The following is a 12998-nucleotide window of genomic DNA, read 5'->3' as shown; positions in this document are numbered from 1 at the left end:
CGCGATGCCGGAGCCTAGTCAATTGCCCGCAAACTCGCGATAATCCCGGAGCTTTGCCGCGCCGGTCCGATTTTCGCGCACGACCCGCGACCCGCGTAGTGGCGCCCAATTATCAACAACCACAGGCAATCGATGCGGATATTCGAGCGTATTGAGAAAATGGCCGATAACGAGCCGGGAAAGGGTACTTTAAAGCGCGGGCATGCGGGCGAGACCACCGCACGCGCGCGCCGTATCGATCTGAGCACGGGTTGAAGGGGCGCGCAGCGGATGAATCTTCGGCATGTTTGGCAGCGCGACTTCCTGCTATCGATCGTGCGCCTCGTCGCAGGCGCTTACCCCGTATGGCACGGCGGAGCGCCCACGGCGGCGCAGACGATTTACTTTTCGAACCACGCGAGTCACGTCGATACGCTCGCGATCTTGGCGGCCCTGCCGCGCGACGTGCGTGCGGTCGTGAGGCCGGTCGCCGCGCGCGATTATTGGAGTCGCGGCTCGCTCAAACGTCACATTGCGCAGAATCTGCTCAACGTCGTGTTGATCGACCGCCACCGGGAGACGGGCGGCGATCCGCTCGATCCGGTTCGCGAGGCTTTGGCCGAGGGACACTCGATCATTATTTTTCCCGAAGGCACGCGCGGCGCCGATGTGTTACCGCAGCCGTTTCGCAGCGGCCTGTTTCACTTGGCCAATGAATTTCCCAATATCGGTCTGATGCCGGTTTATCTCGAAAATCTCCAGCGGGTCATGCCCAAAGGCGCAATCTGGCCGGTCCCGCTCATTTGCAAAGTGCATTTCGGTGCGACGGAAAAGCGCCGCGATAACGAAGATAAAGCCGGTTTTCTGACGCGTATGCGCGATGCCGTCATCGCACTCGTGCCGCACCGGCAAGCAAGCTGAGCCATTGCCAATCCATTCGAGCGATAACGGAATTCATCTATGCGGACTCTTTTCTGGCAATTGGTCGCCGGCGTGACCGGCCTGCTCATCGTCGCCACGTTCGTCGGTGCGATTCTCGGTGCGCGCGACGGTGGACGAAGCGCCACGATCGTCAACTTGAATCAGCGCATCCGCGCCTGGTGGGCAATGATCGCCGTCATGGCGGTCGCGATCGGTCTCGGCAACAACGTCACCTATCTCGTATTCGCGCTGCTCTCTTACCTCACACTGCGCGAATTCATCACGCTCACGCCGACGACGGCCAGCGATCACACGACGCTGTTCATCGCGTTCTTCGTCGCGATTCCGACGCAGTATTTGCTGCTTGCGGTCGACTGGTACGGGATGTATTCGATCTTCGTGCCCGTCCATTTGTTTTTCGCGATGTCGCTCGTGTCCGCGCTGACGCAAGACACGCACGACTTCCTCGCCCGCAACGCGAAAATCAACTGGGCGCTCATGGTCTGCGTATACGGGCTCAGTTACGCGCCGGCGGTGCTCATCCTCGATATTCCCCACTACGCCGGTCAAAACGCGCTGCTGCTCTTTTACTTCCTGCTCGTCGTGCAGATCAGCGACGTATTGCAGTACGTGGTCGGCAAGCTGTTCGGCAAGCGCAAGATCGCGCCGCGCCTGTCGCCGTCCAAGACCGTCGAGGGCTTCGTCGGCGGCGGGCTGCTGGCCACCCTATGCGGCGCGGCGCTGTATCGCGTGACGCCGTTCGGCTTCGGCGCCGCGTTCGGTATCTCGCTCGCGATCGTGCTCTCGGGCTTCGTCGGCGGACTAGTCCTTTCGGCCGTCAAGCGTTCCCTCGGCGCAAAGGACTGGGGCGTGATGATCGCAGGTCACGGCGGAATGCTCGATCGGGTCGATTCGATCTGCTTCGCCGCGCCCGTGTTTTTCCATCTGGTGCGATACCTGTACGTTTAGTCCGGCAGGCTCACGGGTGTCCTCGGGCGCCCGAGCAGGGGGGAGGCGGGACCGGCTATAATGACGGGTTTTCGACGGCGCAGTCCATAATCGGGCCGCCCGGCCAGGTTCAGGGCGGCCGGCAGTCGCGCTGCCGCCGCAAGTCGAATCGGGGTAACCGGGGCGGGCTTCGAGCCGTCCCGCACGGCGAGCGCACCCCCGCATTCGCACATAATCGGGTCGGCGTGTACGACGGCGCCCTCTACTGCACGGTATAAGCGCCAGGCAACTCGACGCTCGAAAGCGAAGCATATACTGCAAGCACCGCGTGGCCGAGCGCCGCGCTCGTGCGCCGGCAGCCGCCGAGCGCTCACCTAACATTGACGGCCCACGGAGTTTCCACGGTGATTCGGACAGACGCTAAGCATGGTGCGCTCGTGCTGTTTTCGGGCGGCCAAGATTCGACCACGTGCCTAGCTTGGGCGCTCGAGCGCTACGAGACGGTCGAGACGCTCGGCTTCGATTATGGCCAGCGTCACCGGGTGGAACTCGAATGCCGTGACGGCGTGCGCGAGGCCATCGTCCGCTCGTTTCCGCAGTGGGCCGAGCGCCTCGGCGACGATCACATGATCGACCTGTCGGTGCTCGGCGCGATCAGCGAAACGGCGATGACGCGCGAGATTCAGATCGAATCGGCGGCCAATGGTCTGCCCAATACGTTCGTGCCGGGCCGCAATTTGATGTTCATGACGATCGCCGCGGCGATCGCCTACCGCCGGGGCTTGTCGGTGCTCGTCGGCGGCATGTGCGAAACGGACTTCTCGGGCTATCCCGATTGTCGCGACGACACGATGAAGGCGCTGCAAGTCGCGTTGAACCTCGGCATGGATAGCCGCTTTCTCGTCGAAACGCCGCTCATGTGGCTCGACAAGGCGGACACCTGGCGCCTCGCGCGCGATCTCGGCGGCGACGCGCTCGTCGAACTCGTGCGCGTTCAGACGCATACGTGCTACGTGGGCGAGCGGGCCGAATTGCATGCGTGGGGTTTCGGCTGCGGCGAATGCCCGGCCTGCCGCTTGCGCAAGCGTGGCTATGAAGCGTTTCTCGCCGGGGAAAAAGTCACCGAGCCCGACTGAGTCGCGGCGGCGAGAAGCCGGACCGACCCGCCGTGGGCCGGTCCAAAATCGAGATGGACGAAAAGAGCAGCATGACGTACGCGGTCAAGGAAATTTTCTACACGTTGCAAGGCGAAGGCGCGAATGCGGGTCGTCCGGCCGTGTTTTGCCGGTTTGCCGGCTGCAACTTGTGGTCCGGACGCGAGGAGGATCGCGCAAGCGCCGTCTGCCGCTTTTGCGATACCGATTTCGTCGGCACCGACGGTGAGAACGGCGGCAAGTACCGCGACGCCGAGGCGCTCGCCGCGAAAATCGCCTCGCTGTGGCCCGAGGGCGAGGCCAACCGTTTCGTGGTCTGCACCGGCGGCGAGCCGATGCTGCAAATGGATGAGCCGTTCGTCGACGCGCTGCACGCGGCCGGTTTCGAGGTGGCCATCGAGACCAACGGCTCGCTTCCCGTGCTCGAATCGATCGATTGGGTCTGCGTGAGCCCGAAGGCCGACGCGCCGCTCGTCGTCACGAAGGGCAACGAGCTCAAAGTAGTCGTGCCGCAAGAAAACCAGCGCCTAGCCGACTACGCCGCGCTCGATTTCGAGTATTTTCTCGTGCAGCCGATGGACGGTCCGGCGCGCGAGATGAACACGCGCCTCGCGATCGATTGGTGCAAGCGCCACCCGCGCTGGCGGCTCTCGATGCAGACTCACAAGTATCTGAACATTCCCTGATTCACCGTGCTGACGATTACCCGAAAACTCGAATTCGATGCGGGGCACCGCATCCCCGACCACCGCAGCCAGTGCCGCAACTTGCACGGGCACCGCTACGTGCTCGAAATCACGCTGCGCGGCGACGTCGTGGAAACGGAAGGTGCGCCGGATCGCGGTATGGTGATGGACTTCGCCGACGTCAAATCGCTCGCGATGGAGCACCTCGTGAGCCGTTGGGATCACGCGTTCCTCGTCTTCGAGGGCGATGCCCGGGTGCGCGAATTCCTCGAATCGATGCCTGAGCATAAAACCGTGGTGCTCGATCGCATCCCCACCGTCGAGAACCTGGCCGCCGTCGCCTTCGACGTGCTCGCGCAAGTCTACGACGCCCACTACGGCGTCAATCTCCGCTTACACCAAGTCCGTCTCTACGAAACGCCCAACTGCTGGGCGGACGTCGTGCGCGAGGGCGCGCTCTAACCTGCGCCGCTCGCCGGGGTCGTGCATCCGAACGTTTATTCTCGGCGTATTATCGTTCGAGGGCCGCATCGCACCGCGACGCGGCCGGCCGACGATAAACCGAGGAGCGAGACATGCCGGACGCCGCACCCCCGATCGCAAGCCGTTCGGTGACGCAGGCGCGCGCACGGGAGGCATCCCGATGAGCGCACTGACCAATTCCCTGAAGCAGCGTTTGAAAGACCGCGAGCCGCTGGTCGGCTTGTGGCTGTCGCTCGCGAGCGCCGATGCCGCGGAAGCGCTCGCGCATGCGGGCTTCGACTGGCTGTGCATCGACATGGAGCACGCGCCGAACGACTCGGCCGACGTGAGCGCCCAACTGCGCGCGATCGCGGCGGCGCACTTGCCGACCGAGCCGATCGTGCGCGTACCGGCGCGCGAAGGCTGGCTCGTCAAACGCGTGCTCGACGCCGGTGCGCGCACGGTCATGTTTCCGAACATCGAATCGGCAGAGGATGCCGCGCATGCGATTCGCCTCACACGCTATCCGTGCGCCGATACGCCCGACGGCTTGCGCGGCGTCGCCGGTGTGGTCCGGGCGGCCGCGTTCGGGGCGCGTCGCGACTACGTGCAAACCGCGAACACGCAAATCGCCACGATCATTCAGATCGAATCGGCGCGCGCCCTCGATGAGCTCGACGCCATCGCCGCCACGCCGGGCGTCGATTGCTTGTTCGTCGGTCCCGCCGATTTGGCGGCGAGTCTCGGACATCTAGGCGATTCCAAACACCCCGACGTACAGGCCGCGATCGCACGCGTACTCGACGCGGCCGGAAAGGCCGGGATTGCCGCGGGTATTTTCGCGCTCGACGTTGCCAGCGCGCGCCAGTATCGCGACGCGGGCTTTGCGGTTATCGCGCTCGCCGCCGACGTCATTTGGCTCGTGCGAGCCTCGCGCGCGGCATTGCAGGAGATGAGGTCATGAGACAACGCAAGACGAAGGCACGGATGTTATCGATTGCGATCCTGGCCGTCAGTGCCTGGGCGGGCACCTGCGCCGCCTACGCACAGGCCGCCGCGAAATCGCAGGGTGAAGCGGTCGTGGACGACGAAACGCAAACGGCCGTCGCCGACTACAACGCGGGCAATTTCGGCACGGCGCTCAAGGAGTTTCACGACGCGGCCGATCGCGGCAACCGGCTCGCGCAATTCAACTACGCGATGATGCTGCTCAACGGCGAGGGGACGGCGGCCGATGTCGGCGAGGGGCGCAAGTGGCTCCTGAAGGCGGCCGAGGCGAATATGTCGCACGCCCAGTACGTCTACGGAAAGATGTACGACGACGGCGATTTCGTCGCGCGCGACCCGGCCGTGGCGCACAAATGGTTCCTCAAGGCCGCCGAGCAGGGGCACGTGCAGGCGGAACTCGCGCTCGCCAATCAATTTCTCGACGGCCGCGGCACGCCGCGCGACAACGCGCAGGCGTTCATTTGGTACAAAAAGGCGGCGGAAGGCGGCGATATGACCGCGCAATACGTGACCGGCTCGTTCTACGAACTCGGCGGCGACGGCGTGCAGCGCAACTTGAACGTCGCGCGTGCTTACTACGCGGCAGCCGCGGCGCAGGGCGACCCGGCTGCCCGGCTCAAGTACCGAGACCTGAGCGAAGCGTTGCAGAAAGAAGCCAAGAAGCAGCCGTCGAAATAGCCACGCAAACGTCGGATGAGCGGCGCGGCGCGCAAGCGCGCGCCCTCAACTCTTCATCAGGCGCTTTTGACGGCCGACGCTCATGATGAGCCCGACGGCGATCCCGAGCGTGGTGAGCGCCGTGCCGCCGTAGCTCATGAATGGCAGAGGCACGCCGACGACGGGCAGCACTCCGCTCACCATGCCGACATTGACGAACGCATACGTGAAAAACGCCATCGTCAACGATCCGGCGAGCAGCCGGCCGAACAGCGTCGAGCCATTGGCCGCGATGTACAACCCGCGGGCGATCAGCGCCGTATAGAGCGTGAGCAGCACGAGCTCGCCCGCGAGGCCGAATTCCTCCGAGAACACCGCAAAAATGAAGTCGGTATGTTTTTCGGGGATGAAATCGAGGTGGGCCTGCGTTCCCTTTAGCCAGCCCTTGCCGAGCGGGCCGCCCGAGCCGATCGCGATCACCGCTTGGATCGTATGGAAGCCCTTGCCGAGCGGGTCCGAAGTGGGGTCGAGCAGCGTGCAGATGCGATGCTTTTGATAGTCGTGCATCAGCGGCCACTGCACCTGGGGCTGACAAATCTTGTCCTGGAACGTCGCAACGAGGCCGATGCCGATGATGGCGGCGACGAGCACGGGCACGATCAGCTTGAACGATAGGCCGGCGAAGTAAATCACGAACAGGCCCGCTGCGAACACGAGCACGGCTGTGCCGAGATCGGGCTGCTTCGCAATCAACCCCACCGGCACGAGCAGGATCACGAAGCCGACGATGAAGTCGTACCAGCGGATCGAGCTTTCGCGGCGCTGGTAGTACCAAGCGAGCATCAGCGGCGTGGCGATCTTCAATATCTCGGAGGGCTGAATGACCACGCCCACGTTGATCCAGCGCTTCGCCCCTTTCTTGGTGATGCCGAACAGCGCCACGGCGACGAGCAGCGCCAGGCCGAACGCATAAAGCGGGACCGCGAAGCGCATCAGCGTTTGCGGTGGAATGGTGGCGAGCACCCACATCAGCACGAACGTGATCAAGATGTTGCGCAGTTGGTCCTCGACGCGGCCCGGCACGTCGATGCTCGCGCTGTAGAGCGTGACGATGCCGACGCATAACAGCAGGAACACCGTCAGCGCGAGCGGACGGTCGAAACCGATGAACATTTTCTTGAAGCGTTCGAGCCAGGCGCGCTTGTCGATCTGCATGCCTATCTCCGTTATTCGTTGGGGCCGGACGCGGCCGGCGCGGGAGGCGCCGTCTCGCTGCCGGTTTCGCGCGGCGCTGCGACGTCGCTCGCGGCGGCATCGGGCGGCGGCGAGCGCCGCTTACGCGGCTTGGGGGCGGGCCGGTCGCCGGCGGCGCCCGAAGCGGGCCCTTCGCGCAAGCGGCGCATCGCTTCGACGGCCGAGACCGACGCTGTCGTACTCGCGGAATTGTCCGATGCACCCATGGCCGGGGTGTTCTTTGGGGCCGCGCCGAGTGCCGAGGCCGGGGCCGCCGCCGTACCGGGCGCGCTCGCGGCCGCGCCGCTCGCCGATGCGCCTTGCGCCGCGCCGATCACGTCCGAGGCGATCAACGGCGCGGATGCGTCGCGCGGCGGTTGAGCCGAGACGGCCGGCGCCGGCAGCGGTCTGAAGCCGGCCGCGACCTTCACGGGCGCGGCCGTGCCGTCCTCGCTGTCGGACGCGCCGATGACGGGACCCGCGATCGCCTGCGTGGCCGAGGCCGCTTGCGCGACAGCCGCTTGCAAGACGCCGGGTTTGCCGCGCTGCAACAAGTAATAGTCGAGCACGCGGCGCACGATCGGGCCTGCCGCGCTCGCACCCCACCCGCCGTTCTCGACGATACATGCGACGGCGATCGTCGGATTGTCGGCCGGCGCGAACGCGATGAACAGCGAATGATCGCGCAAGCGTTCGGGGATCGAGCCGCCGTGATACTTCGCGCCTTGCAACGAATAGACCTGCGCCGTCCCGGTCTTGCCGGCCACGAGGTAGGGCGCGTTGCGGAACACTTCGTAACCCGTGCCGGACGGATTGCTCGTCACCGCTTCCATCCCCCGTTTAACGACGTCGATATCGGCCTGGCTCACGTCGATGCGCCCGCTTTCGTGCGGCACGGTCAGGCGCATATCGCGCGTGATCGGGTTCTCGATCTCCTTGACGAGGTGGGGCCGCATGATCGTGCCGTTGTTCGCCAACGTCGCCGTGGCGTGCGCGAGCTGCAGCATCGTAAACGAGTTGTAGCCCTGGCCGATTCCGAGGCTGATCGTTTCGCCTTCGTACCAGCGCTGCTGTTCGGGCTTGCGGTAGGCTTTCTTCTTCCATTCCGTGGACGGCAAGATACCGCGCGCCTCGCCCGCGATATCGATACCCGTCAGTTGCCCGAAGCCCCACGGCTTCATGAACTTGGAAATCGCATCGACGCCGAGGTCGTGCGCGAGCATGTAGAAGTAGGTGTCGTTCGACACCATGATCGCCCGGTTCATGTCGATCCAGCCCTGGCCCTGCGGCACGTCGTTGCGGAACATGTGCCCGGCGAACATATAGAAGCCCGGATCGTGGAAGCCCCAATCGGGGGTGCGCTTGTGCAACGTCAGGGCGGCGAGCGCCATGAACGGCTTGTAGGTCGAGCCGGGCGGGTAGGCGCTGTGCAGCGGCCGGTTCAGCAGCGGGTGATCGGGCGAGGTGTTGAGCTCGTCCCACGTTTGCTGGTCGATACCGTCCACGAACGCATTGGGATCGAAACTGGGCGCCGAGACGAACGCGAGCACGTCGCCCGTCGAGGGCTCGATCGCGACGAGCGCGCCGCGCTTGCCCGCGAACGCCTGTTCGGCCACCTCTTGCAAGCCGATGTCGAGCGAAAGCACGAGATTGTTGCCCGGTGTCGCCTGCGTGCGCGAGAGTGTGCGCACGGGGCGTCCGCCCGCCGTCACTTCCACTTCCTCGAAACCGGTCAAGCCGTGCAGTTCCGCTTCGTAGCTCTGCTCGACGCCGATCTTGCCGATGTAATCGGTGCCCTTGTAGTTGTTCGCGTCGAGCCGCGGATCGTAATGATCCGGGTCGCTGTCGTTTTGCTCGCTGGCGGCGTCGATCTTCTCCTGATCGCGCTGCGAGATCCGGCCGATGTAGCCGATAACGTGCGCGGCGGTGGTGCCGAGCGGATACTGGCGGAACAACCGGGCGCGAACGTCCACGCCGGGAAAGCGGAAACGCTGCGCCGTGAATCTCGCGACTTCCTCGTCGGTGAGCCGGGTGCGGATCGGCAGGCTTTCGAAGTTCTTCGAATCCTCGAGCAGCTTTTTGAAGCGGCGCCGGTCGCGTGCATCGATTTCGACGACCGTCGAGAGCTGATCGATGACGTGGTCGAGCGTGTCGCTGAGCTTCGAGGGCGTGATTTCGAGCGTGTAAGCCGAGTAGTTACGGGCCAGTACGACGCCGTTGCGATCGGTGATGATGCCGCGATTGGGCACGATCGGCGCAACGGAAATGCGGTTTTCCTCGGCTTGCAGCGAGTACTTGCTGTAGTGCCAGACCTGCAAGAACAAAAAGCGCACGATCAAGAGCCCGAAGCAGGCGAGCACGAACAAGCCCGCCGCCGCTACGCGAAAGCGAAACCTCGAGAGCTGCTGCTGGGTGTTTTTGAATTCCGTCATGCTTGTTCGCGAAACGCGCTCACCAAGGAGCGCTCGGGGCGGCCATCAAATGGGGCGCGTATCGTCCTTGTCGGCCGGGCGGCGCTGCGGCATCAGCAGCAACGAACAAGCGAGCGGCCACAGCGCGGCTTCGACGAATCCGTGCACGAGCTGGCCCCAGCCCGGAAATCCCGCGCCGGTCAGCAAACGCGTAATGAACGGCACGAGCTGCGCGATCACGAGCAACGGCGCGACGGCGAATACCTGCAAGCCGCGCGGCATCCACAGCACCCGCCGGTGGATCGTGATGGCGCCGTATGAAAGGAGCGTGTAGGCGAGCGCGTGCTCGCCGAGCAAGCTCGCGTCGTGCACGTCCATCAACAGCCCTAAGAAGAATGCGATGCCCATGCCGACCTTGCGCGGCTGATGGACGTTCCAAAAGAGCAGCACGAGCGCCACGAAATCGGGGATGCCGATCAAGCGGCCCCACGGCATCAGGTTCAGCAAGAACGCCGCGGCGAGGCTGAACGCGATGAAATAGGGGTTGACCGGCAGCAGGATGTACTGCGGACGATTCATCGCTGGGCTCCGGAGGCGGCGCGCGCGGTGGCCGCGCCATGCGCTTTGGCGTCGGCCTTGACGGGTTCGGCTCGCTTATCGGCCGCCGGGTTCGCGGCTTTGTCGTTCGCCTTTTTGTCTTCGGGCTTCGGCGCTGCGGCCTTCTCGTCCGTCTTCGCCGCCTTTTCAGCCGCTTTTTCGGTGGCCTTGGCGGCTTTCTTGCCCTTGGCATCTTTCGACTGCGAGGCGGCCTCCGGCACTTCGGGGCGCGGCGGCACGTCGCTTTGATAATGCAGCACGAGCACGTCGCGCGCACCGCGCACGGCCGCGACCGGCGCACAGACGACACGCGCGAACGCCGTGTCGGCCTGCTTATCCACGCGCACGACCTTCGCCACCGGCAAGCCTTCCGGATAAACGCCGTCCAGCCCGCTCGTCACGAGTTCGTCGCCCGCCACGACATCGGCGCTGATCGGCACGAAACGCAACTCGAGCGTGTCGCCCGTCGCGGTCCCATAGACGACGCTGCGCAGGCCCGTGCGCACGATCTCGACCGGCACCGCTTGGTCTTTGTCGGTGAGCAGCGTGACTTCGGATTGCATCGGGAACACGCGCGTGACCTGTCCGATCATGCCGTCCTCGCTGACGACGGGCGAGCCGTTTTGCACGCCTTGCTGCGAGCCGCGGCCGATGACGACCTTTTGCGTGAACGGATCGCGCATGCCGTACTGCACATCGGCCGGGATCGACTGCGTGGCGACGTTGCGCGTGAGATTGAGCAGCGCGCGCAGATGGGCGTTTTCGGCGGTGAGCGTCGCGACTTGGTTCGCTTGCAGCGAAAGCTTCAGATTCTTGGCCGCGAGCGCATCGTTGTCGCGCCGCAGCGTATTGCTCGACACGGCGAACTGCGTCGCGCCGAGTACGAGGTCGCGCGGTAACAGCGCGACGCGCTGCAGCGGATAAAGCCCCGCATCGAGCACGGCGCGCACGACTTCGAGCGTCTTGAAGCGTGCGTCGGAAACCAGCAGCACCAGCGAGAGGACGACGAAGAAGATGAGCCGCGCGAGCGCGGACGGACCTTGCTTAAATAGAGGCGGCGGACTGTATTCCATGGTCGACGCCGAGAGCGTGAACGTTGGCGGGGAATGTTGCGGCGCGCATCAACGCTCGATCCGTAAGGAGCGAGGGGCGCGCGCCGAATATGCCTGCAACGTCACTCGTACGAGAAGATGCTACCGAGCTTGTCCATACGCTCGAGCGCCATGCCGGAGCCGCGCACGACGCACGTGAGCGGATCCTCGGCGACGAGCACGGGCAGGCCCGTTTCCTCGGCGAGCAGACGGTCGAGATCGCGCAACAGCGCGCCGCCGCCCGTCAGCATCATGCCGCGTTCGGCGATATCGGCGCCGAGTTCCGGCGGCGTTTGCTCGAGCGCGATCTTGACCGAGGAGACGATTTGATTGAGCGGGTCGGTCAGCGCTTCGAGGATTTCGTTGCTCGAAATCGTGAAGCTGCGCGGAATACCTTCCGACAAATTACGGCCCTTGACCTCCATCTCCTTGACTTCGGAACCCGGGAAGGCCGAACCGATTTCCTTCTTGATGGCTTCGGCCGTTTGTTCCCCGATCAGCATGCCGTAGTTGCGGCGGATGTAGTTCACGATCGCTTCGTCGAACTTGTCGCCGCCGACGCGGACCGAGCCCTTATAAACAATGCCGCCCAGCGAGATCACGCCGACTTCGGTCGTGCCGCCGCCGATGTCGACCACCATCGAGCCCGTGGCTTCGGAAACCGGCAGGCCCGCGCCGATCGCGGCCGCCATCGGCTCCTCGATCAGATAGACCTGCGAAGCGCCGGCGCCGTGCGCCGCTTCCTTGATCGCGCGGCGCTCGACTTGCGTCGAACCGCAGGGTACGCAGATGATGATGCGCGGCGAGGGCGAAAACATGCGCGATTCGTGGGCCGTTTTGATGAACTGCTTGATCATCTGCTCGGTGACCGTGAAATCGGCAATGACGCCGTCTTTCATCGGACGGATCGCTTCGATGTTACCCGGCACCTTGCCGAGCATTTGCTTCGCTTCGCGGCCGACCGCTTGAATGGTTTTCTTACCATTGGGGCCGCCTTCCTGACGAATCGATACGACGGACGGTTCGTCGAGGACGATACCTTTGCCGCGCATATAGATCAGGGTATTGGCGGTGCCGAGGTCGATCGCAAGGTCGTTGGAGAAGTAGCTGCGCAAAAAGCCGAACATGAAATTCCTGTCTCGCGGGAGAGCCGGGCTTCGCCGTGATGGCGCCGCGCGGCGGCGGAAAAAAATAAAAGCTTCGGGTTCTGGGCGGCTGCCGTTCGAGCGCCGCCACGCGAGCGCGAAGCTGCAATGAATTCGACCGGAGGCCGCGGCTCGCGAGGCGGCGGCTTATTGTTGAGGCGCCGAGTGGCCAGAGGCGGGGCCGGTCCGGGTTTGGTTCGAACGCGTAATGATACCTTATAATTTCGACCTATTTGTAGTAAACGGGCGGTCCTTTTTGCCGTTCCCGGCCCCCTCGTCGAGGGCACGATCCGACGCCCTAAACCACTGGCGCAACAGACGTTTTTTCCGCGTTGCGCTGAAGTCCTCGTTTCCGGTGGAACACATGGCTTTGACCCTGACCGATGTGAAACGCATCGCCCATCTCGCGCGGCTCGAATTGGCCGATGCCGACTGCGAGCACACCCTCGCCCAACTCAACGAGTTCTTCGGGCTCGTCGAGCGGATGCAGGCCGTCGATACCTCCGGCATCGCGCCGCTCGCGCACCCGATCGAGCAGATCGAGGACGTCGCCCTGCGCCTGCGCGAGGATGCCGTCACCGAAACGGTCGATCGCGACGCCGCTCAGCGCTGCGCACCCGCCGTGCAAGACGGGCTGTATCTGGTCCCGAAGGTGATCGAGTAACCGCTCCAGTCCAGGATTGCAGGATCTACGGAAAGAACCGAT

At 64.3% G+C, this 12998-nt stretch carries 13 protein-coding genes; 8 read left to right on the top strand and 5 right to left on the bottom strand.

What is annotated here, in order from left to right:
* The first annotated feature begins 270 nt into the window (after positions 1-270).
* The 7 genes from C0Z18_RS12135 to C0Z18_RS12105 all read left to right on the top strand — a co-directional run bounded on the left by C0Z18_RS12135 (position 271) and on the right by C0Z18_RS12105 (position 5836).
* A complete protein-coding gene (locus tag C0Z18_RS12135) occupies positions 271-900 on the top strand; it encodes a lysophospholipid acyltransferase family protein (protein ID WP_102645653.1) in 630 nt (209 codons plus the stop codon).
* Between the two features lie 39 nt (positions 901-939).
* Positions 940-1869: a phosphatidate cytidylyltransferase gene (locus C0Z18_RS12130; RefSeq protein WP_102645652.1), complete on the top strand. Its 930-nt coding sequence runs from the start codon at positions 940-942 to the stop codon at positions 1867-1869.
* A gap of 383 nt (positions 1870-2252) precedes the next feature.
* Positions 2253-2984 (top strand): 7-cyano-7-deazaguanine synthase QueC, encoded by a 732-nt coding sequence (gene queC, locus C0Z18_RS12125; protein ID WP_102645651.1) that lies wholly within the window; start codon positions 2253-2255, stop codon positions 2982-2984.
* Between the two features lie 71 nt (positions 2985-3055).
* Positions 3056-3688 (top strand): 7-carboxy-7-deazaguanine synthase, encoded by a 633-nt coding sequence (queE, locus tag C0Z18_RS12120; RefSeq protein WP_102645699.1) that lies wholly within the window; start codon positions 3056-3058, stop codon positions 3686-3688.
* Between the two features lie 9 nt (positions 3689-3697).
* Positions 3698-4150 carry a 6-carboxytetrahydropterin synthase QueD gene (gene queD, locus C0Z18_RS12115; RefSeq protein ID WP_102645700.1) on the top strand — a complete coding sequence of 151 codons (453 nt, stop codon included), beginning with the start codon at positions 3698-3700 and terminating at the stop codon, positions 4148-4150.
* A 181-nt stretch (positions 4151-4331) separates the two neighbouring features.
* The gene (locus C0Z18_RS12110) at positions 4332-5114 is read left to right on the top strand and encodes an HpcH/HpaI aldolase family protein (RefSeq protein WP_102645650.1); all 783 of its coding nucleotides are present in this window, start codon (positions 4332-4334) and stop codon (positions 5112-5114) included.
* Positions 5115-5137: 23 nt separating this feature from the next.
* Positions 5138-5836 carry a tetratricopeptide repeat protein gene (locus C0Z18_RS12105; protein WP_102645698.1) on the top strand — a complete coding sequence of 233 codons (699 nt, stop codon included), beginning with the start codon at positions 5138-5140 and terminating at the stop codon, positions 5834-5836.
* A gap of 45 nt (positions 5837-5881) precedes the next feature.
* Here the strand turns inward: C0Z18_RS12105 and rodA are convergent, their stop codons facing one another.
* The 5 genes from rodA to C0Z18_RS12080 form a co-directional block, all read right to left on the bottom strand.
* A complete protein-coding gene (gene rodA, locus C0Z18_RS12100; RefSeq protein ID WP_102645649.1) occupies positions 5882-7030 on the bottom strand; it encodes a rod shape-determining protein RodA in 1149 nt (382 codons plus the stop codon).
* An 11-nt stretch (positions 7031-7041) separates the two neighbouring features.
* Positions 7042-9480 carry a penicillin-binding protein 2 gene (mrdA, locus tag C0Z18_RS12095; RefSeq protein ID WP_102645648.1) on the bottom strand — a complete coding sequence of 813 codons (2439 nt, stop codon included), beginning with the start codon at positions 9478-9480 and terminating at the stop codon, positions 7042-7044.
* A gap of 45 nt (positions 9481-9525) precedes the next feature.
* Complete coding sequence (mreD, locus tag C0Z18_RS12090) at positions 9526-10038, bottom strand: rod shape-determining protein MreD (protein WP_102645647.1); 513 nt, start codon at positions 10036-10038, stop codon at positions 9526-9528.
* On the bottom strand, positions 10035-11129 hold the full coding sequence (gene mreC, locus C0Z18_RS12085; protein WP_102645646.1) for a rod shape-determining protein MreC: 1095 nt from the start codon (positions 11127-11129) through the stop codon (positions 10035-10037). The genes mreD and mreC overlap by 4 nt, the downstream gene beginning before the upstream one ends.
* A 101-nt stretch (positions 11130-11230) precedes the next feature.
* Positions 11231-12274, bottom strand: coding sequence for a rod shape-determining protein (locus C0Z18_RS12080; protein ID WP_017772379.1), 1044 nt, complete (start codon positions 12272-12274; stop codon positions 11231-11233).
* A gap of 382 nt (positions 12275-12656) precedes the next feature.
* Here C0Z18_RS12080 and gatC point away from each other — a divergent pair, with 382 nt between their 5' ends.
* Entirely contained in the window at positions 12657-12956 is a 300-nt protein-coding gene (gene gatC, locus C0Z18_RS12075; RefSeq protein ID WP_102645645.1) for an Asp-tRNA(Asn)/Glu-tRNA(Gln) amidotransferase subunit GatC, read from the top strand.
* The last annotated feature ends 42 nt before the right edge of the window (positions 12957-12998 follow it).

Origin of the sequence: Trinickia dabaoshanensis (assembly GCF_002879885.1) — a bacterium.
GTDB classification, from domain to species: Bacteria; Pseudomonadota; Gammaproteobacteria; order Burkholderiales; family Burkholderiaceae; genus Trinickia; species Trinickia dabaoshanensis.
This window is presented reverse-complemented; position numbering and strand designations above follow the sequence as displayed.

Excerpts from the sequence above, each read along its gene's own strand:
- C0Z18_RS12130 (WP_102645652.1), top strand. The coding sequence starts at position 940 with ATGCGGACTCTTTTCTGGCAATTGGTCGCCGGCGTGACCGGCCTGCTC.
- queE (WP_102645699.1), top strand. The coding sequence starts at position 3,056 with ATGACGTACGCGGTCAAGGAAATTTTCTACACGTTGCAAGGCGAAGGC.
- C0Z18_RS12080 (WP_017772379.1), bottom strand. The coding sequence starts at position 12,274 with ATGTTCGGCTTTTTGCGCAGCTACTTCTCCAACGACCTTGCGATCGAC.
- mreD (WP_102645647.1), bottom strand. The coding sequence starts at position 10,038 with ATGAATCGTCCGCAGTACATCCTGCTGCCGGTCAACCCCTATTTCATC.
- mrdA (WP_102645648.1), bottom strand. The coding sequence starts at position 9,480 with ATGACGGAATTCAAAAACACCCAGCAGCAGCTCTCGAGGTTTCGCTTT.
- rodA (WP_102645649.1), bottom strand. The coding sequence starts at position 7,030 with ATGCAGATCGACAAGCGCGCCTGGCTCGAACGCTTCAAGAAAATGTTC.
- C0Z18_RS12135 (WP_102645653.1), top strand. The coding sequence starts at position 271 with ATGAATCTTCGGCATGTTTGGCAGCGCGACTTCCTGCTATCGATCGTG.
- C0Z18_RS12110 (WP_102645650.1), top strand. The coding sequence starts at position 4,332 with ATGAGCGCACTGACCAATTCCCTGAAGCAGCGTTTGAAAGACCGCGAG.
- C0Z18_RS12105 (WP_102645698.1), top strand. The coding sequence starts at position 5,138 with ATGTTATCGATTGCGATCCTGGCCGTCAGTGCCTGGGCGGGCACCTGC.
- mreC (WP_102645646.1), bottom strand. The coding sequence starts at position 11,129 with ATGGAATACAGTCCGCCGCCTCTATTTAAGCAAGGTCCGTCCGCGCTC.
- gatC (WP_102645645.1), top strand. The coding sequence starts at position 12,657 with ATGGCTTTGACCCTGACCGATGTGAAACGCATCGCCCATCTCGCGCGG.